This is a genomic window from Lacrimispora amygdalina (assembly GCF_003432035.1).
GTDB classification, from domain to species: Bacteria; Bacillota; Clostridia; order Lachnospirales; family Lachnospiraceae; genus Lacrimispora; species Lacrimispora amygdalina.
On sequence record NZ_QOHO01000013.1, the window covers coordinates 83278 to 107984 of the forward strand.

The following is a 24707-nucleotide window of genomic DNA, read 5'->3' on the forward strand; positions in this document are numbered from 1 at the left end:
AACAGCTCCCTTTGTCTTACAAAAAGTGAGGAAAAAATATGCATAAATTATACAGCAATAAGAAAGTCATCTTTTCCTTGATGGCTCCCGGGCTCTTTGTATTTACAGCTGCCATCCTGGCGCCCATTCTTTTAAGTGTGTATTATGGTTTTACTGACTACTCAGGAATCGGGAAAAGCAGTTTCATCGGACTGGAAAACTACAAAACCCTGTTTCAGGATTCCGTATTCTGGACAGCGCTCCGAAATTCCCTGTTTTTAGCTATCGGCTTCATCTGTATCCAGCATCCGCTTGCCATGCTGACTGCCATTAAGTTAGATAAACTTCAGGGAAAGGCAGAAGGACTGTTTCGCTGTATTTTCTTTATCCCTAATGTAATTTCTGTTGCAGTGATCGCGTACCTGTGGAAATTTATCTATAATCCCAACTTCGGTCTGGTGGCAAAGGTGTTAAAGAACTTAGGATTTACGGGTCAGCTCAATCTCTTAGGCTCCGGCAATGCAATCTGGTCAGTTCTGGTGGTCTTAATCTGGCACGGGTTTGGCTGGGGAATGCTGATTTATTATACAGGCGTTAAAAATATAGATCCGGTTATGTATGAAGCAGCCTCCATTGACGGGGCAAATGGAAGGGACATTTTCTTTCATATAACTCTGCCTTTAATGAAGCCGGTCATTCAGGTGAATGTGACCATGGCGGTAATTGCAGCTTTAAAACAGATGGAGACCGTATATTTACTCACAGCAGGAGGTCCCGGCAACGAAACCCAGTTTATGGCAAGCTACTTATACAAACAGGCGTTTCAGTCATATAAATACGGTTACGGCAATTCCATCAGTGTGATGTTTATTCTGATCTGCCTGATATCTACTGTTGCATTAAACCGTATATTTGCAGAGAGAGGGGAATAGAACATATGGAAAAATCAGCGATAGCAACCAGAAATAATCCGGGAAGAGTGCTGACCATTGCTGTCATGACGATCATAGCCGGAATACAGATGTTTCCGTTAATCTGGCTGATTGACTTTTCTCTTTGCAACAGCAATGAACTGTTTACAAATGGAATACTGGTATGGCCGAAAAAGATCCAGTGGGTGAATTATTTCCTCGCATTTACAAATGGGAATTTTCTGCATTATTTAAAAAACAGCCTGTTAATTAATACTCTTGCGGTGGTTCTTGTTCTGATCATCTCTATCATGGCGGCATTTGCCTGCAGCAGAATGGAATGGAAACTAAAACAGGCTGCCTCCATTCTTATGGTTATGGGTATGATGATCCCGGTTCATGCAACCCTGCTTCCCAATTACGTGATTTACGACAAGCTGGGCATTACAGATACCATATGGGCTCTGCTCATTCCTTACGTGGCATTTTCCCTGCCACAGGGCTTTTTCCTCACTACCAGCTTTATGAGCTCGATTCCAAAGGAATTAGAGGAGGCCGCTTTGATTGACGGGTGTGGAATTTACCGCATCCTGACCATCATTATTTTTCCGCTTATGAAATCCTCAATCGTTACAGTTTCAATTATGACCTATTTAAACAACTGGAATGAATTTATGCTGGCAATTACCTATTTAAGCAGTAAGAAATGGAAGACGCTTCCCTTTGCTATTCTTGAGTTTACAGGGCAGTATTCCTCTAACTATGCAGTTCAGTTTGCAGTAATGGCATTGTCTGCAGCGCCTGCTTTAATCATTTACATTATTTTGAATAAGCATATTACAAAAGGGGTAGCACTTGGAGCAGTCAAGGGCTGAGAAAAGGAGGTATCGCATTGAACATACGTCAGTATCTGACTTTCGGAGATTCAAAGCTTTTCAGGGAAGAAACGGAGGGTGAATTCCTTCCTGATGACGGAACGGAAAATGAGGTTATTAATCTTTATCCTCACATGCGTTATCAGACAATGGAAGGGTTTGGAGGCGCATTTACCGATGCAGCAGGATTTGTATTTTCAAAAATGAGCAATGAGCAGCAGGATGAGCTGCTTCGAATGTATTTTTCACCAGAGCAGATGAATTACCGCATGGTCCGTATTCCCATAGACAGCTGTGATTTTTCTACCCATATGTACACAGCAGATGATGATAAAGAGGATACGGAATTTCTCAATTTCAGCTTTCAGGATGTGGAAGCGTATCTGCTGCCTCTTTTGGACAGGGCAGAAGCATACTGTAAACGGAAACTGCCGATTATGCTTTCCCCCTGGTCTCCTCCCGCTTATATGAAAACCAATCATAACCGGAAAGAAGGCGGAAACTTAAAGAAAGAATATTACAGCCTCTGGGCCAGATATTTATGCCGTTATATCAAGGAGTATACGGACAGAGGTTATCACATTCAGAGGCTTTCCATACAAAATGAACCCAAAGCGGTACAGCCGTGGGACTCCTGTGTTTACTCTGCCGGGGATGAACAGACTTTTATCAGAGACTTTCTGGTGCCTGAGATGAAAAAAAATAATTTAAGCCATATAGAATTGTTTATATGGGATCACAATAAAGAACGGGCCTTTGAACGGGCCTGTGACGTGATGAGTGACCAGACGGAAGAACTGGTTGCAGGCGTGGCGTTTCACTGGTACAGCGGAGATCATTTTGATGCCCTGTCGCTGATTTTGGAAAAATTCCCGGATAAAAAGCTGATCTTATCAGAAAGCTGCCTGGAGTTTTCCAGGTTCGGTAAGGATGACCAGACCGTCAATGCCGGAAGGCTGGCTCATGATATGATTGGTAATTTAAATCACGGAATGAGCGGATTTTACGACTGGAACATTCTGCTTGACGAAAAAGGGGGGCCCAATCATACCGGAAATTACTGTGACGCCCCATTCCTTTATCATGGAGAGACTAAAAAACTGGAAGAGAGGTTTGTTCTCCGGTATTACTGGCATTTTACCCATTTTATTCAGCCTGGAGCAGTGAGAATTGCCGCTACCTGCTATACATCTTTCCTTGATGTGACGGCATGGGAAAACCCGGATCATTCCATTGCCGTAATCATTCTAAACAGAAGCAGCAGTGATCTGCCCTATGTCCTTCGAATATCAGGGAGGCTGGTAAAATTTACGGCTAAAGCCTCTTCCATTATAACTGCAGTAATAAAAGAATAGAAGAATCGGATTAAGTTTCCGATTCTTCATTAAATAATGTCTGTTCGATTATAATGACCGCATCAGCGATACAATCATTGCAGGGACGAAGAACTTTGCCGGTTTCAACCCCTTTTAAATCTTTACAAACAACACTCCCATTCTGTTCTTTAAATCTTGCCAGACATGCTCTGGAGGCCTCATAAGAAGCTCTCTTGGAGTTCGGTTTATCAAGCTGTGCTGTGCTGTTTTTTAAGCCGGATAAAACGGCAGCAGCACCGATGGCACCGCATGTCCCCTCCATTCCTCCCATTCCAAGTCCCATGCCTTCCGTGAAACGGAACATGGTTGCTTCTTCCACACCGGTTTTGTCGCAGAATACGCAGGAAACAGCCTGTGCACAATTATAACCGTCTGTGTGTTTTTCCAGAGCCTTCTTTGCTCTGTCAGTAATTGGTTCTGACATGTGTCATTCCTCCTGATGAATTATAAAAAATAATTTTCCCGGTCACGAACTCTGCCGGGAAGAAAAAAGATGAAATTTTCCAAAGATAACATGAAAGATAAATCCTCCCAGGCAGGTTACTGTCAGATAGAGGGTATTCCCTATGGAAATTCCATATTTTATGGCGATATCATGAAAGACAATCTGTGCAGATGGATAATAGGGTGAGATATAAAACATATCCGCCTGACCCAAAGGTTTTGCAGTCCGGTTAATCACCGATGCTACAATACAACAGATAAAAAATAAAGGCAGTGTCCTTACAAATCCTCTCAAGGTGGTATCAGAACAGCGGGAAAAGGCAATTACCAGACCGATATAAATCAGCAGCAGGTGCCAGATCAGTCCGTGAAGAGTCAGTACCCAGTAAGGATGAAATAATCCTGACGGTTCAGCCAGTGCCATAATTCCTCCAAGAAGGTTAAAATCCTGCATAAAAGTATAGAGCACCGTCTTTTTTCCCGCAGAAGGCACAAATGGCAGCACCAGACAGAAATACATAGGAAGGCTGCACAGCTGAAATGGGAAATACCACCAGTTGTAAGTCTGGTCATTCACCACATAATATAAGAATAACTGTTTATAGCATTCCGAGGCTGCAAGTACAATGCCGCAGAGAAATAAAAGTCCGGGTATCTGGTTGTTCTTAATTTTTCTTGTGGTGTAATAGGACAGAAAAACTACGAAAATGAGCCCTGCAGAGACAAAAAAAAGGTGAAAAAACGAGTAGGGGGCAGGCGGAGTCATAGGCCATGCCGTTTTTATAAGGATATCCTTCATATCGGTTCCCTTTCTTCCCTGATTATCAATCAGGTATATTATAATGGATGGCAAAAAAACATGCAAGGCAATTGAACAATCTTCCTTCTAAGTACTTGATTAATTCCGAAAATGCTATATAATGTATAACTGATACTTATTTTATAATTATGCAGATTTGTGTATAAGAGGAGGAATCATTATGAAGAAAAATAAAATTGCAGTAGCAGTAGCATTATGTATGGCAGCAGTATTAACTGCATGCGGCGGGACAGCAAAAACAGAGACGACAAAAGCAGCAGGAGCTGAGACAACTAAAGCAGGAGCTGAAACAACAAAAGCTGGAGCCGAGACAACAAAAGCAGCAGAAAGCTCAGCAGCAGGCGGTAAGCTGGTTATGGTAACCAACGCAGAGTTCCCTCCTTACGAATATCATGATAATAATGATATCGTAGGTATTGATGCAGACATTGCAAAAGCCATTGCTGATAAGATGGGCATGGAACTGGAGATTCAGGATATGGCATTTGATTCCCTGATTCCTGCTGTTCAGTCCGGCAAAGCAGATTTTACTGCAGCTGGTATGACTGTAAACGAAGACCGTAAGAAAAACGTGGACTTTACTGATACCTATGCACAGGCAGCCCAGGTTATTATTGTAAAAGAAGGCAGTGAGATCAAGGCTCCGGCAGATTTAGACGGAAAGAAGATCGGCGTTCAGACCGGAACAACCGGAGATATATATGCAGGTGACATTAAGGATGCCAATATCCAGCGTTTTAACAAGGGAATGGAAGCAGTTATGGCTCTCACCCAGGGAAAAGTGGATGCGGTTGTAATTGACCGTGAACCAGCAAAAGTATTTGTAAAAGAGAATGCAGGCTTAAAGATTCTTGATGAAGCATTTACAGAAGAAGAATATGCAATTGCTGTTAAAAAAGGAAATACTGAACTGTTAGAGAAGATGAATGCTGCAATCAAGGAATTAAAAGATTCCGGCGAACTTCAGAAGATTGTGGATAAATACATCACAGCAGAATAAGAATAAAGGAAGAGTGCCATGTGGGAAAAGCTAAGAGATGATTTCTATCAGAATTTTATCGTAGACGACCGTTGGAAATACATTACCGATGGATTGCAGAATACGCTGAAAATTACGTTTTTTGCAGTCTTAATCGGAATATTGCTGGGATTTTTAGTTGCAGTGATCCGGTCTACTTATGAAAATACACATAAGCTGAAGGTACTGAACTGGATCTGCGGGGTTTATCTTACGGTAATCCGCGGAACACCGGTAGTAGTTCAGCTCATGATCATGTATTTTGTGATCTTTTCCTTTCATGATCCGGGACAGGTATTTACTGCGGTTGTAGCATTCGGAATCAACTCCGGTGCCTACGTGGCTGAAATCTTCCGAAGCGGTATCAGCAGCATTGAAAAGGGGCAGTTTGAAGCAGGAAGGAGTCTGGGCTTTAACTATGCCCAGACCATGTGGTTTATTATCATGCCCCAGGCATTTAAAAATGTAGTTCCGACTCTGGCCAATGAGTTTATCGTGTTGTTGAAGGAAACCTCGGTTGCAGGTTACATAGGGCTGCAGGATTTGACGAAAGGCGGAGATATCATTAAGAGCCGCACCTATTCTGCGTTTATGCCTCTGATCGCAGTGGCTGTCATTTATCTGGTTATGGTTATGGTGTTTTCACAGCTGGTAAAGGTACTGGAGAGGAGGCTGCAGAGAAGTGAGCATTGATAACATGGAAAAACCTCTGATTCAGGTACAGAATCTGGGAAAAAAATTCGGTGAGATGGAAGTATTAAAAGACATTTCCGTTGATATTTACAAGGGAGATGTGGTTTGTGTCATCGGACCCTCCGGTTCGGGAAAAAGCACATTTTTACGCTGCTTAAACAGGCTGGAAGAGCCCAGTGGCGGTCATATTCTTTTTGAAGGCGCGGATATCGTGGACAAGAAAACCGATATTGACAAGCACCGCCAGAAAATGGGTATGGTTTTCCAGCAGTTTAACTTATTCCCTCATATGACAATTTTAAAGAATTTAACTATTGCACCGGTAAAATTGCAGGGAAAAAGTGAAAAAGAAGCAAAAGAACAGGCCATAAAGCTTCTTAATAAGGTAGGTCTGGCAGACCGGGCGGATGCATATCCCAATCAGCTTTCCGGCGGGCAAAAGCAAAGAATTGCCATAGTCCGTGCTTTGTGTATGAATCCGGATGTTATGCTGTTCGATGAACCGACTTCTGCACTTGACCCCGAGATGGTTGGAGAAGTGTTAACCGTTATGCGGGAACTGGCGGAAGAAAAGATGACCATGGTAGTGGTTACTCATGAGATGGGATTTGCCAGAGAGGTGGCAACCAGAGTCATGTTTATGGATGGCGGATATTTTCTGGAGGAGAACGAACCTGGAGAATTTTTTGCAAATCCAAAGAATGACAGACTGAAGCTGTTTTTAAGCAAGGTGCTTTAAAAGAATAATATGAAAAACCGGGGATCCTGTTACGTGATAGGAAGTTCCGGTTTTTCTGATTTTTTATAGTATATAAAATTCAATTTAAGATTAAAAAGGAATATGTTACCATAGAAATATGGAACATTCGCGTTACAGGGTGGCTTCGCTATCTCTTTAACAGGTCAACCCCTTGTGGGCGGCTGTTCCTTTTCTATGTTCACTGTATCACGACTATTTTAACAAGACTGACTTTAGTCAATTTCGCTCACAAAAGTTTTGCCATATAATATTCATCAACTGCTCTGCCATCTACAATCATGGAACGTTCTTTCTTCCCTTCAATGATAAATCCCATTTTTTCATACAAATGGCGCGCCTGTTCATTCTCAGCCATGACGGTCAGTTCCAGTCTTGTTATTCCATTTTCTCTTGCCCATTGTTCCATTTTCTGAAAAAGCATTGCTCCATATCCATGTCCTCTGTAGTCTTTTAAAATTCCAATGACCAGATAGGCACTGTGGCGGATTCTCCGCGGTTCTCCTCTGGAGGCTGAAAGAAAACCGGCCAAACCGCTCTCATTTTCCAGCAGAAGAAAAAGGGACCCGGATCTTTCCCATTGTTCGATTCTATTCTTCATATCATCAGCCGTTGCTGTCCGTTCTCCGGGTTCATACATCATAAAACTGGTTTACGTATCCAGCTGCTTTAACATTTTTATCAGCAGATCAGCATCTTCTGGTCTTACCGTCCTTATCTTCATATGCATGTTCTCCTATTCAAAAGTATTTCTCTTATTATACATGGCATCTGAAAAAATGCAATTGGAGTTTTAACACTCCATTGCCCTGTGTATGGGGTTGTGGTAGAATAGGAACGTGGTTTTAATTACAAGGTTAAGAGAAGAAAGCTGGAAAGAACATGTATTGTATGAGTGTGAGCCATAAAAAAGCTCCGGTGAATATCAGAGAAAAGTTTGCCTTCAGTACGAAAGAAAAGGCTGAATTAATAGACAGACTATTGAATAAGGATTCTATAACAGGTGTAGTTGTGCTTTGTACCTGCAACCGCAGTGAGATCTATGTTTCAGGGTCAAAATATGCCATTGGTGAGCTCCAGCGGGAGGCTGCCGGTTTAAAGGGAGTGCGCCTGGGAGAGTTAATGAAGTATTTAAATGTATATAATGAAGAGAGTGCCATCCGTCATTTGTTTAAGGTTGCCTGTGGATTTGATTCCATGGTTTTAGGGGAAGATGAGATACTGGGACAGGTAAGAGAAGCGTATCAGTATTCCAAAGAAAATGGGGCTGCAGATTATGAGCTGAATGTGTTATTTCAAAAAGCGATGGCTGCAGCAAAACGGATTAAAACGGATACCAGACTTTCCAGAACCCCTCTTTCTATAGCAACACTTGTTGCGAATGAAGTATTTCATTTAAACAGGGAGGGAGAGTACAAAGATGTAATGGTCATCGGCATGACCGGGAAGATGGGCAGCACCATAACCAAGAATCTGTTATGCAAGCCTGGAATCCGGGTGACGGGAACCGTGAGAACCCATTCCTCAGACCTGCTGCTGAAAGTGGATAGCGACCGGATCCGGGAAGTGGATTACAAAGAACGTTACAAACATATGGATGATATGGATGTGGTGATCAGCGCAACGTTAGGGCCTCACTATACTGTGACCAGAGAAGAACTGGACAAATGGATCAAGCCAGGAAAAGATCGGCTTTTTATTGATGTAGCGGTTCCGGTTGATATGGACCCTGAGATCAGGGATATTCCCGGACTCACTTTATATGACATTGATTATTTTGAAACATTATCTAAGAACAATACAGAAATCAAGCTGAAAGAGCTGGATTGTGCCAGGGAGATTATGGAAGAAGAACTGGATGGAGCGTTAAAGGAAGTTTTGTTCCACCCTTACATTTCTCAGATGGAAGAATTAAAAGAGGCATTGTCCGGAAAGAGGCTTGATACCCTTTTATACCGCATTCGGGATCATGTTACCAGCGAAGAGTTAAAGGTGGTGCTTCGGACTTTAGATGGTTTAAAGGACTGGTTGAGGGAGGAGTGACAATGGCTTATTTTCCGTTTTTTGTAGAGCTTGAAGGGAAAAAGTGCCTGATTGCAGGCGGTGGAATGGTGGCTTACAGAAAGGCACTTGTGTTAAAAGACTTCGGGCCGGAAATTACCGTAGTTGCCGTGGAGATGATTCCTGAGATGGAACAGCTTGCTTCCCGGTGTGAGAAATCCATGACTCTTATTAAGCGTGGATTTGAAGACCGGGATATACAGGAGGCGGATTTTGTGATTGCCGCAACGTCAGATGAAGAACTGAACAGACACATATCTGTTATTTGCAGGCGCCGGAAGATTCCTGTGAATGTGGTGGATGTACAGGAAGAATGCAGTTTTATTTTTCCGGCTTTGATTAAGGAGGAGGATATTGTAGTGGGGATATCTACGGGAGGCAGTTCTCCTACCATTGCCCAATACTTAAAAAAAAGGTTTCAAGAGGCAATTCCCTCAGGATTTGGAATGCTCGCCAGCCAGCTTGGCACGTACCGGGAGCTGGTAAAGGAAAAGGTACCCTCCCTTGCGGTCAGAACTGAGATTTTTAAGACCATGGTAAAAGAGGGAATCAGACAGGGCGGAGTATTTACCAGAGAGCAGGCCATAGAACTGATAGAAAGGAAACTTGGGGAACATGAACAGTGATATCATACGCATAGGAACCAGAAAAAGTGCACTTGCCGTAGCCCAGACCCAGCTGGTTGCGGATGCTTTGATAAGAGTTTCTCCGGGGATTACAGCCCAGCTGGTGAAAAAGCAGACAGAAGGAGACCGGATACTCAATAAGCCGCTTTTGGAGTTTGGCGGAAAAGGGGTGTTTGTAACAGAGTTTGAAGATGCGCTCCTGCAGGGAGAGATTGATTTGGCTGTCCACAGCGCAAAGGATCTTCCCATGGATTTAAAGGAAGGCCTGAAAATTGTGGCTGTTCCTGAGCGTGAGGATCCGAGAGATGTGCTGATTACCTTAAAAGGCAGTGATTTCAATAAAAAAGATACGATTATCATTGGTACTTCCAGTTTACGCAGAAGGATTCAGATCGAAGAGATCGGAAGCTCCTTATGGAAGGGGATTCCGGTCCGGTGTGAGAATTTAAGAGGCAATGTACAGACACGTTTAAAGCGGCTTTTGGAAGGTGATTTTGATGGAATCATCCTTGCAGCAGCAGGATTAAACCGCCTGGGTATTCAGTCAGACCCGGCCTTTCATTACCATTATTTTGACTGTGAGACCATGATTCCGGCTGGAGGTCAGGGAATTCTGGCTGTAGAAGGAAGAGCGGGGATGGAGACCTGGCCCGGAATTTCGGCAATTGAGAATAAGGATGCCAGATTATGCCTGACCCTGGAGCGGAAGATATTGAAGCTTTTAAATGCAGGCTGTCATGAACCGGTGGGAGTTTATTCACGTATAAAAGAAGGACAGATCGAGGTCTTTGGAATCAGCAGGAGAGAGGACCAGGTGAAAAAAATCCATCTTCGGGGAAAAACAGAGGAACTGGACAGTCTGGCAGAACAGGCTGCAAAGAGACTTAATTGAAAATGGAGGATGTCATGAAGAGAAATGGAGTGGTATACTTAGTCGGTGCGGGACCAGGTGATCCGGGCCTCATTACCCAAAAAGGATTAAACCGGCTTGGAAGCTGTGATGCGCTGGTTTATGACTCCCTTGCTTCGGATTATTTCCTCGATGAGGTGCCGGACCATTGCAGAAAGATTTATGTGGGGAAGCGGGCAGGGGCCCATTCCATGAAACAGGAGGAGATTAACCGCCTCTTAGTGGAACTGGCAGAGGAAGGCTTAAACGTGGTCCGTTTAAAAGGAGGAGATCCTTTTGTATTTGGACGGGGAGGAGAGGAGATTCTGGCACTTTCGGAAGCGGGAATCCCCTTTGAGGTGGTTCCCGGTGTGACCTCAGCGGTGGCAGCGCTTTCCATGGCCGGGATTCCCGTGACACACAGAGCGGTGAGCCGAAGCTTTCATGTAATGACAGGTCATACGCTTTCTGATAATGGGACGCTTCCTCCTGATTTTGATTCCTTTGCAAAGCTTTCCGGAACTCTGGTATTTTTAATGGGTCTTTCCAATCTTTCTCTGATTGTTAATGGACTTATAAAAAATGGAAAGCCAGAAGACACACCGGCAGCAGTGATTGAAAACGGAACTCTTCCGGAACAGAGAACGGTGAGGGGGACTCTTGCAGATATTGAAAACAGGGCAGAACAGGCAGAAATAAAAAGTCCTGCAATTATTGTGGCGGGAGATGTGGCAGCCCTGGATTTTTCCTCTACGTTAAGTCTGCCGCTAAAGGGCTGCCGGATCGGCATTACCGGAACAGAATCGTTTGCAGGAAGGCTTCGCCGGGAACTTTTAAAATATGGAGGAATGACTGACAATGTATTAACGTTATCCACTCAGTCCCACCGGTCCGGTGAGGCGATGAAGGAAGCATATAAAAGTCTTAAGTCCTATTCCTGGCTGGTATTTACCAGTGCCAATGCAGTGAGAGAATTTTTTACCGGGCTTTTTGAAGGCGGTTATGACTTGCGTTTACTGGGAACCATAAGGTTTGCGGCAATTGGGAAAGGAACAGCAGATGAACTGCTTAAAACCGGCTTTCATGCCGATTATATCCCTGACTGCTATCAGGTAAAGGATCTTGCAGAAGGATTAAAATCCCTGCTTACAAAAGAGGACCGGCTGCTTATTCCAAGGTCTGCAGGCGGATCGCCGGAACTTAACCGGGTACTTGATGAAGCCGGGGTGTTTTATGATGATATTGTGCTTTATGATGTGGCGTTAAAAAAAAGTGAGCAGGAGAGTATGGAAAAGGTATTGGCTCCCCTTCATTATTTAACATTTGCAAGTGCTTCGGGTGTGGATGCATTTTTCCAGGGAGCAAGAGAGAAAGTCCTTCCCTCTCTAGCTTCTTTAAAGGTGGTCTGCATCGGGGATATCACTGCAAAGGCACTTTGCCGGTATGGAAGAGAGGCAGATTTAATTGCACCGGTATACAGTATTTCAGGGCTGACAGAAGTCATCTGTCAGGACTGGTGCAGGGAAAAGGAGTAAATGACGATGAACACTGAAGAGTCAAAAAAACTATTTAAAGAGTCCGGAAACTGTTTTCCAGGCGGGGTCAACAGCCCTGTGAGAGCCTTTGGCTCCGTAGGAGGAACTCCCGTTTTTATTAAAAAAGCAGAAGGATCCCATATCTTTGATGAAGATGGAAATGAATACATTGATTATGTGAATTCCTGGGGGCCCTGTATTCTGGGACATGCATATAAGCCTGTGGTAGAAGCAGTCAGGGAGGCCTGCCTTTCCGGCTTATCCTATGGTGCACCTACGAGAAGAGAGCTGGAACTTGGAAAGCTGATTACAGAATGCATCCCCTCCATGGAAATGATGAGAATGGTCAGCTCCGGAACGGAAGCTGTGATGAGCGCCATTCGCGCAGCAAGGGGTTTTACGGGAAGAGATAAGATCATTAAATTTAAGGGCTGCTATCACGGACATTCCGATGGCCTTTTGGTAAAGGCAGGTTCCGGAGCCCTCACAGGCAGCGCACCGGACAGCGCCGGTGTGCCTGCATCCTATACGAAACACACGCTGTTAGCCGGTTACAATCAGGAAGATACAGTGGAAGAGCTGTTTTTTCAGTATCCCGGGGAGATCGCAGCGGTTGTGGTGGAGCCTGTTGCAGCGAATATGGGACTGGTGGCTCCAAAACCGGGTTTCCTTGAATTTTTAAGAGATATCACAACCAGGTATGGAGCTCTGTTAATCTTTGATGAAGTGATCACAGGTTTTCGTATGGCTCTTGGCGGAGCTCAGGAATATTATAAGGTAAAACCAGATCTGACCACTCTTGGTAAAATTGCGGGAGGCGGCATGCCCATGGGGGTTTACGGCGGACGTAAGGAAATCATGGAAGTTGTTTCGCCTCTTGGAAAGGTATATCAGGCAGGAACGCTGTCCGGAAACCCCATTGCAACTGCAGCAGGAATTGCAACTGTGAAAGCCCTGATGGAACGGCCGGATCTCTATTCCTCTCTGGAGAAAAAAGCGGATACACTGGTGCAGACTTTGAAAGAGGTACTTCCAAAGGCACAGGTTAACCAGGCAGGTTCCTTATTCAGCGTATTTTTTGCGGAACACCCGGTGGTGGATTATGAATCGGCTTTAAAATCGGATACACGGATGTATGCAAAGTATTTTCATTATCTCCTTGAGCATGGAATATACACAGCGCCTTCTCAGTTTGAGATTCTGTTTTTATCGGCCGCTCATACTCAGGAAGATTTAGACGAGACTAAGAGAATTATGAAAGAAGCGGCGGTAAATTTATAACCAGAAATGCATAGAGGATGTTGCAGAAATTTATCTGTATCATCCTCTTTTTTTATTGTTATAAAAGAAGAAGTATAAATTCTAAAAGTTACATAAATTGTATTAACATTTAGCGGAATCTATTGATAAATACAAGGTTTTGGTATATTTTATTGATAGAGGAGGCGAAATATATGGACTATTTAGTTGTGTATACAAGTAAAACCGGAAACACTCAGAAGGTAGCCATGAAGATTTTTGAAGCGCTTCCGGGAAAATCGAAGGATATTGTTAATCTGGAGGAGTACCATGGAGAAGAAGCAGATACGTATTTTGTAGGATTCTGGAACAACAGGGGAATTTGTACAACAGAAGTGATTGATTTCCTCTCCGACCTCCATGACAAAAAGATTGCTTTGTTTGGTACCTGCGGAATATTTGAAAATAAAGAATATTTAAAGCAGGTGGAAAAGCAGGTTTCTGTTTTTCTGCCGGAAGATAATGAATACCTGGGATGCTTTTTATGCGGAGGTAAGATGGGGCCTAAAGTGCTGGAGAAGTGCAGACAGATGCGGGCACAGCATGATACACCCCAGATCAGGGAGATGATAGCAGCCTATGAAGATGCCATGCTCCATCCCAATAAAGAAGATTTAGATCAGGCATGTGTGTTTACGGAATCGGTATTAAACCGGATTCAAAAGAAAAAGGAGGAGCGCGATGGGATTAAAAGATGATGGGAATTCCGGAAAGAACCATAAGAAACCATTTATTTATTATTACATGATTGTATTGGTTTTGATGATTTTATTCAATGCCATGGCTGTGCCGTGGCTTCAGTCGAAAGCAGTGACTGAGGTACCCTACAGCACATTCTTGGAGATGGTGGACCAGGGAAAGGTTCAGGCAGTTGCCAAAACGGATACGGAGATTCAGTTTAAATCCGATACAGGAAAAAAGGACTGGGACGGTAAACCGGTCTACACCGTTTACAAGACGGGAATCTGGCCTGATGAAACACTGACAGAAAGGCTCATTGCCCACAACGTGCAGTTTGAAAAGACCATTGTACAGCAGATGTCTCCCCTGATTTCCATTCTTTTAACCTGGATTGTTCCCATACTGATTTTTGTATTTCTGGGTAACTTTTTATCCGGTCAGATGCAAAAGAGGATGGGCGGAAATACCATGTCATTTGGTAAATCCAATCCGAAAATTTATGCGGAATCTGAAACCGGAAAAAATTTCACTGATGTAGCCGGTCAGGAAGAAGCAAAGGAAGCATTAAAGGAGATCGTGGATTTCCTTCATAATCCCGGTAAATATGCTTCCATCGGAGCCTCGCTTCCAAAAGGAGCCCTGCTTGTGGGACCTCCCGGAACAGGTAAAACCCTTCTTGCCAAAGCAGTGGCAGGAGAAGCTCATGTTCCGTTTTTCTCCATATCCGGTTCGGAATTTGTAGAGATGTTTGTAGGTATGGGGGCTGCGAAAGTCCGGGATTTATTTAAACAGGCCAATGATAAAGCTCCCTGCATCGTATTTATTGATGAGATTGATACCATTGGAAAGAAGCGTGACGGCGGCGGATTTTCCGGCAATGACGAGCGGGAACAGACTCTTAATCAGCTTCTGGCTGAGATGGATGGATTTGACGGCAAAAAAGGAGTAGTGATTCTGGCTGCTACCAACCGGCCGGATTCCTTAGACAAAGCTCTTTTGCGCCCCGGCCGTTTTGACCGCCGGATACCCGTGGAACTGCCGGATTTAAACGGGCGCGAAGCCATTTTAAAAGTACATGGAAGAAATGTAAAGCTTTCCGATGATGTGGATTTCCACGGAATTGCCCTTGCAACCTCAGGCGCAAGCGGAGCGGAGCTGGCAAATATAATTAATGAAGCTGCATTGAGAGCCGTCCGCATGGGCAGGAAAACAGTGACTCAGACTGATCTGGAAGAAAGTGTGGAAGTGGTCATCGCCGGATATCAGAAAAAGGACGCTTCTGTCAATGTGGAAGAAAAGAAGATCATTGCATACCACGAAGTGGGGCATGCGCTGGTTGCAGCTTCCCAGACACAATCCGCACCAGTTCATAAAATTACCATTATACCCAGAACCTCTGGAGCACTTGGATATACCATGCAGGTTGATGAAGAAGAACGCCATCTTCTGACCAAGGAAGCGGCGCTCAATAAGATTGCCACATTTACCGGCGGAAGGGCAGCAGAGGAACTGATTTTTCAGACCGTTACCAGCGGTGCATCAAACGATATTGAGCAGGCCACAAGAATCGCAAGGGCCATGGTTACCCGTTACGGCATGACCGATGAATTTGATATGGTCGCGCTTGAGACAGTGACCAATCAGTATCTGGGCGGAGACACTTCCCTTGCCTGTTCCCCTGATACCGCAAAGCGGATTGATGAAGCGGTGATAGGAATTGTGCGGCAGCAGCACCAGAAGGCTTATGAGATTTTAAAGAACAATTTGAACAAGCTTCATGAAATCGCGGAGTATCTGTTAGAAAGAGAGACCATAACCGGAGAAGAGTTTATGGAGATTTTTAAGAAAGAAGCGGTAAAGGGCTGACGCCCCATGACTGCTCCTGTTTAACAAAATAAAAAGAAGAATCAGAGACATATCACATCTGATTCTTCTTTTTTTCCGCTGCTGGCTGAGAGGTCTGATTAAAATCAATTAAGTTATATCATCCCTAAGTGCGTCAATGATATCTTCTTTTTTTATCTTGCGGGTGGCATACAGCATTGTAATAAATACAAGAAAGAGTACGCCGGACACACTGACTGCCATACTGCCCCAGGGGAATAGAAATTCGAAATGATCTATCTGTTCTGCACAGGCCAGTCCTTTGTAAATCAGCCATGAAATGATTCCCGCTAATGGGAGTCCGAACAGCAGCGTCCTCATGCCATAAAAGATGCACTCGAAGTTCATCATCCGGTTAAAAGCGGGGTCCGGCATTCCAATTGAGCGGAGCATAGCCAGCTCTTTTCTGCGCAGCCTGATATTGGTGGAGATCGTGTTAAATACATTGGCGGCTGCAATCAATGAAATCATGATGACGAAAACATAAGTAAACACATTAATTACAAAGGACAAACTGTGATATTGTTCCAGCATCTCATACACATTGTGCAGAGTATATGCAGATGTTATACCCATGCCCTGAATCATCGTTTCCATTTCTGCTGCTGACTGGTCTGGGTTCGCAGACCGGAAGGACAGGCCTGCATTAGCCTGAAGATTCCGGGTTTGAAACTGATCTTTCATTGAATAGGGCGCTATCATCATAAACACGCATGGATTCTGCCTGGCTGTGAAAGATTGCTTTGGGGGCGGATCTACCGGATAGGTATCTACGAATGTAATGTTCATATTTTGGCCCGGTGTCATTGCTTGCCTGTCATTGGATTCGGGTGCGATGCTGCAATGAATGGAAGGTTCGGCAAATAGATCAAACACTTCCGATGGTGCCTGTTTTTGATCAACCCGTTGTTTGGCAACGGCAATCGTTTTCTCGCCTGTTCCTGTATATTCTTCTGGCGGCAGGCCCAATTCTCTGATGAATTTGAGATATTCACTGTCAGGAATAAACTGGAGGTCCATTGGCAGGTGAACTGTTTCATTAGCTGCTGTATCACCCGCGTATTCCCGGTAACGAGTTGAAAGATTCCCGGCATTTACTGTACATGAATACGGGAAAATCTCCTGATACGAGCTGTCATAGACTCCATCAGCAGTTTTCAGTTTGTTATAAAGAGAAAACAGCTCGCTGTCATCCATGTCCTCAGTGGAAAAAAGGATATCATAGTCTATATTTATGACATACAGTTGTGAAAGCCGTTTTAATGCAGATCCAAAAGAATTTCCCGAAACAAACAGAACCACGCTTAAGACAAGGGACAGAACAATGCTGCGGTATCGCTTCTTGTTTCTCTTAAAATTCTTAAGGGCGAGAGTTCCCTCCAAACCATAAAAACGTTGGGGGAATTTTGACGTCTTTACGGTTTTTGATTCGGCTTTAATCTCGTTGGTCTGGCGGATGCTTTCTATTACTGGAGTGTTTGCAGCCTTTCTGGCCGGTATGTAGGCCGAAATTAAAATGGTTGCCAGACTGACCGCCGCCGCTGCTGCAATGGCAGAGAATGATACCGACAGGGTTAAAGGTACGGTGCTGTAGAGTATGTTTTTAAATTTCCCTGCAACAATGGGAAGCAGAAGTCCCACACTGCCTATACCGGTTATTACACCGATGGGTATGCCGATGCCGCCAATGCAAAGTCCTTCAAACAAAACAGAATTTCGCAGCTGCTTTGCAGTAGCGCCTACTGACGATAGAATTCCGAACTGGCGTATGCGTTCATTCATGGAGATGTTAAACGAATTATAAATCAGAAAAATGGAACCTGTCATTATGATTGCAACTAAAATCCCGCCAATCGTGTACAGAAACGTGTTAAACAGATTGTTGTCCGAAATGCCCATGAAACGCAGTACGTAATCATTAAGTATGAAAGCAGGTGATCCGGCAGTGCGCCCCGCGTAAGCCCTGACCTGATGCGGTTTTTTCAATGTGACAAACAGGCTGTAGCTGTCTGCCTGGTCTTTGCTGTCCGATTTCGTTATCAGAGTGTATCCCGGTGCAGAATGTTCTTCAAACCCAGGTCTTTCACAGATTCCCACAACCTTGTAGGTTTTTTCTGTCTTTGGCACAAACGCTTCTTTCACAGATCCGGATATTTCCCCGGGCTGACAGGGATTGTGCTGGCCAAGACTTCTGTTTCCGTCAGTACGGTTTCCGACTAAAAGGGAAAGTGTATCGCCCACCCTGAACCGGACACCGCCTTTTGCTGCAACGTGAGACGGGATGAGAATTTCACCGCTGTTTTCAGGAAGCCTGCCGGAAATCAGTTTTATGGGAAGGGTATGAAAGGCATCCTCGCCGAATCCGGCAATAAAGAGATAGGGTTTTTCGGGGCTTTTTGCTCCGTCTAGCACGGCATAGCCGATATTTTCAATCGCTGCTGTGCTTGTAACCCCTTTATCGTGGGCCCGTTCCCGGATGAAAGAGGAATCTACATCCATAAACTCAACATGCCATCCCCCGTACTTTACGATAGAACCCCTTACAAGAAAATTTAACAGGGAAGTGCCAAAGGCCGCGACTCCCGTAATCATGGCGGCAGATAAAATAACCCCGATTATCGTGACAATTGTTCTGGTCCGGTTTTTTTTCATGCTCTGTAAAGTGACTTTGTTAAAAATATTCATGACCGCACCAGCCTCTCATCCCGCGTGACTCTGCCGTCAGATATGCCGATTATGCGGTCTGCCTGCAGGGCGATATTTTCATCATGAGTGACGAGAATAAGGGTCTGCCCATATTTTTTATTGCTTTCTTTCAGCAGTCTGATAATTTCATGCCCATTTCGGCTGTCAAGACTGCCGGTGGGTTCGTCGGCAAGCATAACAGCCGGAGCGTTCATTAAAGCGCGTCCGATGGAAACGCGCTGCTGCTGGCCGCCGGAAAGCTGGTTGGGTAAGTGGGTTTTCCGGTCCTCAAGTCCCAGCATGATAAGCAGATCATTCAGCCGCTCCTCGTTGACTGCCCGCTTGTCCATCAGGACAGGAAGGGTGATGTTTTCCACCACATTGAGAGTGGGGATGAGGTTATGAAACTGGTATATCAGTCCGACCTGCCGTCTGCGGAAGACAGCCAGTTTATCATTGTTTTGGGCGTATATATCCTGACCATCTAAGTATACCTTTCCGCTTGTGGGCACATCTACGCCTCCAATGATGTGAAGCAATGTGGATTTGCCTGAGCCGGAGGAACCGATGATAGCAGTGATACCACCTCTTTCGATTGTAAGAGAAACATGGTCAAGTGCGGTAACCTGGTTTTCGCCTTTTCCGTAGACCTTGCACAGATTTTCGATTTTTAAGAACTCCATTATGTAAGTCTCCTTTCTCATGGTTTACCCATATAATAGATCTTTTCACTTACATCCTGGTGACTTTTTAGTGAGAGATTCGTCACTTTGGGAAACGTATGGTAAAAACAGCCCCTCCCTCGGGATGGTTTTTGGCGGTAATCGTACCTCCATGGCCTGTTATTATCCTCTTACAGAGAGACAGTCCAATCCCGTATCCGGATGTGTCTGCTTTTTTTCCACGGTAAAACCGGTCAAACAGGCAGGGCAGATCTTCTTTTTTAAAACCTGTACCGTTGTCATGGATGGTAATCCCGGTAAACAGCGGGGTGTCCGTACAGATAATTTGAAGCCGTCCCATTCCGCCGGTACTTTCTATACAATTTTTCAAAATGTTCTGCAATGCCTCCGAAAGCCAGTTTTGATCGCCCTCAATAAACAGCCCTTCCGGAACCTCGATTTGCAGATCCATATTGTGAAGATCCATTTGGATGAGAAATGGGCGGAGTGCACATTGGATTAAGCTGTTTACCTCTGTCTGCTCCCTCTTAAACTCCACAATGCCTGCGTCAAAGCGGGATAATTTTAACAGAGTGGTAATGAGCCAGTCCATTCGCTCAAGCAATTCTTCCATTTCCCGTAAAAGTGCCTTCTTCTGGATTCCCTCCGGACTGTCTGCCAGTAATGACACAATGAGGTTTACAGATGTGAGCGGGGTTTTAAGCTGGTGGGCTATGTCAGCCAGTGAATCTGCAAGATGTATCTTTTCTTTTTTTAGCGCTTCATTCTGCTCCCGGATACGCAGCGTCATTTTTGCTATCTCGCTGTGCAGTATGGAAAGCTCGCCCTCGTCTGATTCACCGATATAGAGATGATCTGCATTATGAAGTACAAGGTCAATTTGGGCTGAAATCAGAGCAAGGCTTTTATAACGGGCTCTGGTAAATGCAAAAAATGCTGTTCCAAAGGCAATAGAAGAAGAGGCGGCAAGGATTCCCGCCGCCGTATTGATTGCAAATCCAAGAATAACTGTGATTGCTGCCATGAAGGAGAACAAAATGGCAAACTGACGAAACTCTTTATTCCGAAGCATGGCCGCCCCCCAACCGATACCCGGTCCCACGGACGGTCACAATGATCCTTGGGCTTGCAGGGTTGTCCTCTATCTTCAGCCGCAGCCGTTTGATATATACCGTCAGTGTATTGTCATTGACATACTCGCCTGCTGCGTCCCACAATTCGTCAAGCAGCATTCCCCTTGTAATAATCTGTTTTGGGTTGTTTAGAAAAACCAGCAAAAGACGGTATTCCAATGGGGAAAGAAAAACTTCACAGCCGTTCTTTTTCACCATACCGCTTGCTGTATCCACATGAAGCCCGCAAATCTCAAAATCCGACCTGGTACGACCGCTTTTTCGAAGGGAGGTTCTGATACGTGCTATTAATTCCCGGGGACGGAAAGGCTTTGTAATATAGTCATCTGCACCCATATTTAACCCGGTAACCACACTGGCTTCATCTCCGGACGCCGTCAGAAAGATGACCGGAATATCCTGGGTTTCTTTCAACTCTGAACAAACAATAAATCCATTTCCATCAGGCAGAGAAATATCAATGAGTGCCAGGTCAGATTTATTCCCGCCTAATAAGGAAAGAGCCTCCCCCTGGGAAGAGGTGTGGGTGACTGTAAAGCCTTCCGAGCTAAGCAAAAGCATAAGGTTTTTAGCGATTGCCTTATCGTCTTCAACTAAAAATATACGCGGCATTCGTCTATCCTCCGATTTTTCATTTTTTATATCATTACGCCCTATTATATTTCTTTTGACCGGCAGATACAAGCCGAAGTATAATTTAGTCATGAAAAAATGAACCGTTCAGGAATTGAATGACTCTAAGTATATAGATGCATCTAAAAAAGGAAAGGAAAAGGTTATGAACGAAGAAAAGAAGGCTTTGGTGGAACGCATGCTTGGCGGAAGCGAAGCTGCATTTGATGAGTTATACCGTTCCTGTTCCGGTAAGCTATACCGTATGGCGTATTTTATCACTGGCAACCGGTCTGACAGTGAGGACATCCTGCAGGAGACCTTTGTAAAATGCTTTCTTCACAGAGATAAATTAAGAGAACCGGAACGATTTGAACCATGGCTCTATCAGATTCTGGTGAGAACTGCCTGGCGGGCTGAGAAAAGGAAGAAGGGCAGGTTGGAGCTCTCGTTTGAAGGTATTCTGGATCAGGAGGAAGATCAGTTAAGAGCAGAGTGGATTCAGGAAGATGAAAGGGAGAAAGGACCGCTGGGAGCGGTTTTGAAGGCTGAAACTGCCGCACAGATCCGTGCTGCGCTCAAAAGACTTGATGTAAAATACCGTACTGTGATTCTTTTGTATTACTACAATGAGTTAAGTACAAAGGAAATCGCCAGGGTAACCGGAACGATGGAGGGTACAGTGAAATCCCGCCTGTTTAAGGCAAGGAAACTGTTAAAGAGTCTTCTGGAAGCTGATAACATCACGGAAGGGGAAAAGGAAAGGGGGATTTGCCATGGCTAGAACCTCGGAGAACGATTTTAAACGCTTCATAAAAGCAGAACTGGATTTAATAACCCCGGATATGGACGAAGAACGGCGGCTTCTGGAAATCCATAAAAAATTAAGCAAAAGGAGTAATTGTATGAAATTTAGAAGAAATAAATTGACGGCAGCATTTACGGCAATGGTTATCATTACAGTATTAGGAACGGTTACTGCAGTTGCAGCAGGTAAAATCACAAGCTTTGTAAGTGGAACTGATAAAAATGTAAATACCTTAACGGAATTACGGGAATTATCAAAAGATCAGATGAAAGCATCTCCAAAGTTTCCCGACAAATTCACAAATGGCATGGCATTTGTGAAAGGCAATATTTCTCATGTAAAGGGAATGGATGAAGATAATAATCAGGTCATTACCTATTCAGAAGCATACGCTGATTATGGTGAGAATTCTCAGGTAGTACTGTCCTGCCATGTGCACCAGGATACAATTTCCGCAGAAAACCAGCCTGGTCAGAAAGAGGTTTATCAGGGTGTTGAATTAAATTCCGCTGAAATGCAGTATGTTTTCCTGCCGGAGGGGCAAGAGCCTTCTGAGGAAGATAAGAAACTTCAGGAAGAAGGAAAAATGATGATCAGCTATGGATCCGATCAGGAAGAACGCAAGATGCTCAAATCAGTAAACTGGTCAGAGAATGGAATTGATTATCTGCTGTTTACATTTGAAAATGTTGAATTGAATTCTATGACCTCCATGGCAAAGGAAGTCATAGATATGAAATAATCATTTTTTCTTTAAAACCTCCGCATACATCCAGCCATTGTATTTAAACAGAGACTGGTCCTTCAGGATAGACATCTGTTTTCGCCAGTCTCTGGGAGTCTCTCCCATTATGGCAAGAAAATGCCGGTTAAAGCTTGAGATGGAGTGGAACCCCACCCGCTCGGAAATGTTTAAAACGGATTCTTCCGTCATGCGGAGTAAATCCGCTGCTTTTCTGATGCGGGTGGTATTTAAGTATTCTAAGGGGCTGTTTCCCATGATAGAAGAAAACAGCCTTCTGAAATGGGCGGGACTTAAGCTGCATAAGGCAGCAAGCTGCTCCATGGGAAAGTCTTCCATATAATGATACCGGATAAATTCCAGAGCCGGTGCAATGACCAGCGCATTTTCAGGCGTCTGGTCATTTTTCTTATGGTTTAAGGAAGCGGCTCTCATAAGATTGGCTGCCAGTGCCAGAAAGAGCCCGCGGACAGCAAGTTCATAACCAGGTTCTTTCTTTTTCAGTTCTTCTATTATTTCGGTGACAATGGAATAAATGACCGGATATTTTGTTTTTCCCATAATCAGGCTTAAATGATGTTCCAGAAAGGAGAAGAGTTCTACATTGTGAAGATCTGTACCAGAAAAGAATGGGTGGAGAAGCTCGCCCATATCCACGAATAAATAAGACCATTTGCTGTTGGTTCCAGGTGCGCTGTATGTGGTGTGGGGAATATCACAGGATACGGCAGTGACGTCTCCGGCATAAAAGGGATAAGTGGTATCTTCAAATTTAATCGTTCCGCTGTCCGTCTCGCATACTCCGATCTCCAGGCAGTTATGGATATGGAGGCGCCCCGATGGAACATCGGAGATTCTCCAATGATCTCCAGTCAGAAGAAGAACGGGAAAGTGAGCTGGTAAATCATAATCTCTGAATTCAATAACAGTCTTTTTCTTTTTGGACATATGTTCCTGATACCTCCTTATTACACTTCTATAATTATACATGATATCTAATTCTTATTTCAATCAATAATAGATTAATAATTGCTTGCATAATTAAAAAGAAAGCCATAAAACAATAAAATTCGCAGGATTGCTCGAATTATGAGGGAAAAATCCTGTGACTTTTCCATGCTCCGTAATAATAAATGATTGAAACTGCACAGTTTGCAGGTTGATTTGATTGGAAACTGAATTGTGCATTTTTTATAATATTGTTATGGATAATCGGGGAGATGGGAGGATATTATGGTTAAATCTGAAATAAGGGCAGGTCGCAGTCAAAGAAAACAGAAAAACAGGAACCGGTTTCTTCGTTATTTACAGCGGGACTGGCAGCTTTATGTACTCATGGTTCTTCCCATGCTTTTTATACTGATCTTTAAATTCCTGCCATACAGCGGACTGTCCATTGCATTTAAGGATTATAAGGTGGCTAAGGGGTATACCGGAAGTGACTGGGTGGGATTTTCCATATTTCAAAAGGTTTTTGGCAAGAGGGATTTTGGTCAGGCAGTAACCAATACTCTGCTGTTAAACATCCTGGACCTGGTTTTTGGTTTCCCAATGCCGGTCATTTTAGCTCTGATCCTCAATGAAATCAAAAACAGGTATTTTAAAAGTGTTATGCAGACACTTTTATACTTACCTCATTTTTTATCCTGGGTCATTATCGGAGGAATCGGTTATTCCCTTTTTTCTGTCAGCAGCGGTGTGGTGAATGTTCTGATTAATAATGCCGGTCACAGTCCGGTTCCATTTCTTCAGGAGAATACCTGGTGGCTGATCAGTTATGTGCTCATTGGAGTCTGGCAGTCCATGGGCTGGGGAACCATTATTTATCTGGCTGCGATTACAGGCGTGAATTCTGAGCTTTATGAGGCAGCAAGAGTGGATGGTGCCGGAAGGCTGAAACAGTGTATTCATGTAACACTTCCGTGTATACGGAGTACCATCGTAACACTGCTGATCATGAATCTGGGAAAGCTGATGGGAGGTTCTTTTGAACGGGTGTACGCCCTGGCCAATGCCAAGGCAACAGAATTTACCACTACCATTCCGGTTTTAGTCTACCGCTGGGGAATTGAAAGCGGAAAATTCAGCGAAGCGACCGCACTGGGGCTGTTCCAGTCCGTGATCGGTCTGGCTCTTGTGGTCGGAGCTGATCTCATAGCCAAAAAGCTGGGTGAAGATGGTCTTATATAAGGAGGG

General features: G+C 44.2%; 24 protein-coding genes. 16 read left to right on the forward strand and 8 right to left on the reverse strand.

The genetic code is table 11. From position 1 onward, the window contains the following. The first annotated feature begins 38 nt into the window (after nucleotides 1-38). From DS742_RS04345 to DS742_RS04355, 3 genes are all read left to right on the forward strand, one after another. Nucleotides 39-911, forward strand: coding sequence for a carbohydrate ABC transporter permease (locus DS742_RS04345; protein ID WP_117415788.1), 873 nt, complete (start codon nucleotides 39-41; stop codon nucleotides 909-911). Between the two features lie 65 nt (nucleotides 912-976). After that, the gene (locus tag DS742_RS04350) at nucleotides 977-1765 is read left to right on the forward strand and encodes a carbohydrate ABC transporter permease (protein WP_375340375.1); all 789 of its coding nucleotides are present in this window, start codon (nucleotides 977-979) and stop codon (nucleotides 1763-1765) included. Nucleotides 1766-1782: 17 nt separating this feature from the next. Continuing rightward, nucleotides 1783-3120, forward strand: a complete 1338-nt coding sequence (locus tag DS742_RS04355) for a glycoside hydrolase family 30 protein (RefSeq protein WP_242996389.1) — start codon at nucleotides 1783-1785, stop codon at nucleotides 3118-3120. 10 nt (nucleotides 3121-3130) lie between these two features. Here DS742_RS04355 and DS742_RS04360 read toward each other — a convergent pair whose 3' ends face one another. Together DS742_RS04360 and DS742_RS04365 are read right to left on the reverse strand one after the other, a co-directional pair. Then, nucleotides 3131-3565 carry a C-GCAxxG-C-C family protein gene (locus DS742_RS04360; protein ID WP_117415790.1) on the reverse strand — a complete coding sequence of 145 codons (435 nt, stop codon included), beginning with the start codon at nucleotides 3563-3565 and terminating at the stop codon, nucleotides 3131-3133. Nucleotides 3566-3607: 42 nt separating this feature from the next. Further along, nucleotides 3608-4384, reverse strand: a complete 777-nt coding sequence (locus tag DS742_RS04365) for a TMEM164 family acyltransferase (protein WP_117415843.1) — start codon at nucleotides 4382-4384, stop codon at nucleotides 3608-3610. A gap of 181 nt (nucleotides 4385-4565) precedes the next feature. Here DS742_RS04365 and DS742_RS04370 point away from each other — a divergent pair, with 181 nt between their 5' ends. Genes DS742_RS04370 through DS742_RS04380 form a run of 3 tightly spaced genes read left to right on the forward strand, consistent with a single transcriptional unit; the run spans nucleotide 4566 to nucleotide 6855 of the window. Further along, entirely contained in the window at nucleotides 4566-5405 is an 840-nt protein-coding gene (locus DS742_RS04370) for a basic amino acid ABC transporter substrate-binding protein (protein WP_117415791.1), read from the forward strand. 18 nt (nucleotides 5406-5423) lie between these two features. After that, complete coding sequence (locus tag DS742_RS04375) at nucleotides 5424-6116, forward strand: amino acid ABC transporter permease (protein ID WP_117415792.1); 693 nt, start codon at nucleotides 5424-5426, stop codon at nucleotides 6114-6116. A 4-nt stretch (nucleotides 6117-6120) separates the two neighbouring features. Next, a complete protein-coding gene (locus tag DS742_RS04380) occupies nucleotides 6121-6855 on the forward strand; it encodes an amino acid ABC transporter ATP-binding protein (protein ID WP_117415844.1) in 735 nt (244 codons plus the stop codon). Nucleotides 6856-7102: 247 nt separating this feature from the next. Here the strand turns inward: DS742_RS04380 and DS742_RS04385 are convergent, their stop codons facing one another. Then, nucleotides 7103-7516, reverse strand: coding sequence for a GNAT family N-acetyltransferase (locus tag DS742_RS04385; protein WP_341457602.1), 414 nt, complete (start codon nucleotides 7514-7516; stop codon nucleotides 7103-7105). Nucleotides 7517-7755: 239 nt separating this feature from the next. Between DS742_RS04385 and hemA the strand changes: the two genes are divergently transcribed. The 7 genes from hemA (at nucleotide 7756) to ftsH (ending at nucleotide 15830) form a co-directional block, all read left to right on the forward strand. After that, on the forward strand, nucleotides 7756-8916 hold the full coding sequence (gene hemA, locus DS742_RS04390; RefSeq protein ID WP_117415793.1) for a glutamyl-tRNA reductase: 1161 nt from the start codon (nucleotides 7756-7758) through the stop codon (nucleotides 8914-8916). Between the two features lie 2 nt (nucleotides 8917-8918). Next, entirely contained in the window at nucleotides 8919-9560 is a 642-nt protein-coding gene (locus tag DS742_RS04395) for a precorrin-2 dehydrogenase/sirohydrochlorin ferrochelatase family protein (protein WP_117415794.1), read from the forward strand. Further along, on the forward strand, nucleotides 9550-10452 hold the full coding sequence (hemC, locus tag DS742_RS04400; protein WP_117415795.1) for a hydroxymethylbilane synthase: 903 nt from the start codon (nucleotides 9550-9552) through the stop codon (nucleotides 10450-10452). Before DS742_RS04395 ends, hemC begins: the two co-directional genes overlap by 11 nt. 14 nt (nucleotides 10453-10466) lie before the next feature. Further along, the gene (cobA, locus tag DS742_RS04405; protein ID WP_117415845.1) at nucleotides 10467-11984 is read left to right on the forward strand and encodes a uroporphyrinogen-III C-methyltransferase; all 1518 of its coding nucleotides are present in this window, start codon (nucleotides 10467-10469) and stop codon (nucleotides 11982-11984) included. Between the two features lie 6 nt (nucleotides 11985-11990). Beyond that, a complete protein-coding gene (hemL, locus tag DS742_RS04410) occupies nucleotides 11991-13265 on the forward strand; it encodes a glutamate-1-semialdehyde 2,1-aminomutase (protein ID WP_117415796.1) in 1275 nt (424 codons plus the stop codon). A 173-nt stretch (nucleotides 13266-13438) separates the two neighbouring features. Beyond that, complete coding sequence (gene bilS, locus DS742_RS04415; protein ID WP_117415797.1) at nucleotides 13439-13981, forward strand: flavodoxin family protein BilS; 543 nt, start codon at nucleotides 13439-13441, stop codon at nucleotides 13979-13981. After that, nucleotides 13965-15830 (forward strand): ATP-dependent zinc metalloprotease FtsH, encoded by a 1866-nt coding sequence (gene ftsH / locus DS742_RS04420; protein WP_117415798.1) that lies wholly within the window; start codon nucleotides 13965-13967, stop codon nucleotides 15828-15830. The genes bilS and ftsH overlap by 17 nt, the downstream gene beginning before the upstream one ends. A 108-nt stretch (nucleotides 15831-15938) precedes the next feature. Here the strand turns inward: ftsH and DS742_RS04425 are convergent, their stop codons facing one another. From DS742_RS04425 to DS742_RS04440, 4 genes are all read right to left on the reverse strand, one after another. Continuing rightward, the gene (locus tag DS742_RS04425) at nucleotides 15939-18533 is read right to left on the reverse strand and encodes an ABC transporter permease (protein ID WP_117415799.1); all 2595 of its coding nucleotides are present in this window, start codon (nucleotides 18531-18533) and stop codon (nucleotides 15939-15941) included. Next, nucleotides 18530-19216 carry an ABC transporter ATP-binding protein gene (locus DS742_RS04430; RefSeq protein ID WP_117415800.1) on the reverse strand — a complete coding sequence of 229 codons (687 nt, stop codon included), beginning with the start codon at nucleotides 19214-19216 and terminating at the stop codon, nucleotides 18530-18532. The genes DS742_RS04425 and DS742_RS04430 overlap by 4 nt, the downstream gene beginning before the upstream one ends. A gap of 82 nt (nucleotides 19217-19298) precedes the next feature. Further along, a complete protein-coding gene (locus DS742_RS04435; RefSeq protein WP_117415801.1) occupies nucleotides 19299-20288 on the reverse strand; it encodes a sensor histidine kinase in 990 nt (329 codons plus the stop codon). Then, on the reverse strand, nucleotides 20275-20961 hold the full coding sequence (locus tag DS742_RS04440) for a response regulator (RefSeq protein WP_117415802.1): 687 nt from the start codon (nucleotides 20959-20961) through the stop codon (nucleotides 20275-20277). Before DS742_RS04440 ends, DS742_RS04435 begins: the two co-directional genes overlap by 14 nt. 166 nt (nucleotides 20962-21127) lie before the next feature. Between DS742_RS04440 and DS742_RS04445 the strand changes: the two genes are divergently transcribed. Further along, nucleotides 21128-21745 (forward strand): RNA polymerase sigma factor, encoded by a 618-nt coding sequence (locus tag DS742_RS04445; RefSeq protein ID WP_117415803.1) that lies wholly within the window; start codon nucleotides 21128-21130, stop codon nucleotides 21743-21745. Beyond that, nucleotides 21738-22511 carry a hypothetical protein gene (locus DS742_RS04450; RefSeq protein WP_117415804.1) on the forward strand — a complete coding sequence of 258 codons (774 nt, stop codon included), beginning with the start codon at nucleotides 21738-21740 and terminating at the stop codon, nucleotides 22509-22511. Before DS742_RS04445 ends, DS742_RS04450 begins: the two co-directional genes overlap by 8 nt. Here DS742_RS04450 and DS742_RS04455 read toward each other — a convergent pair whose 3' ends face one another. Next, a complete protein-coding gene (locus tag DS742_RS04455) occupies nucleotides 22512-23459 on the reverse strand; it encodes a helix-turn-helix domain-containing protein (RefSeq protein WP_117415805.1) in 948 nt (315 codons plus the stop codon). A gap of 285 nt (nucleotides 23460-23744) precedes the next feature. On the opposite strand from DS742_RS04455, the gene DS742_RS04460 reads away from it, so the two are divergent. Continuing rightward, nucleotides 23745-24701 carry an ABC transporter permease gene (locus DS742_RS04460; RefSeq protein WP_117415806.1) on the forward strand — a complete coding sequence of 319 codons (957 nt, stop codon included), beginning with the start codon at nucleotides 23745-23747 and terminating at the stop codon, nucleotides 24699-24701. The last annotated feature ends 6 nt before the right edge of the window (nucleotides 24702-24707 follow it).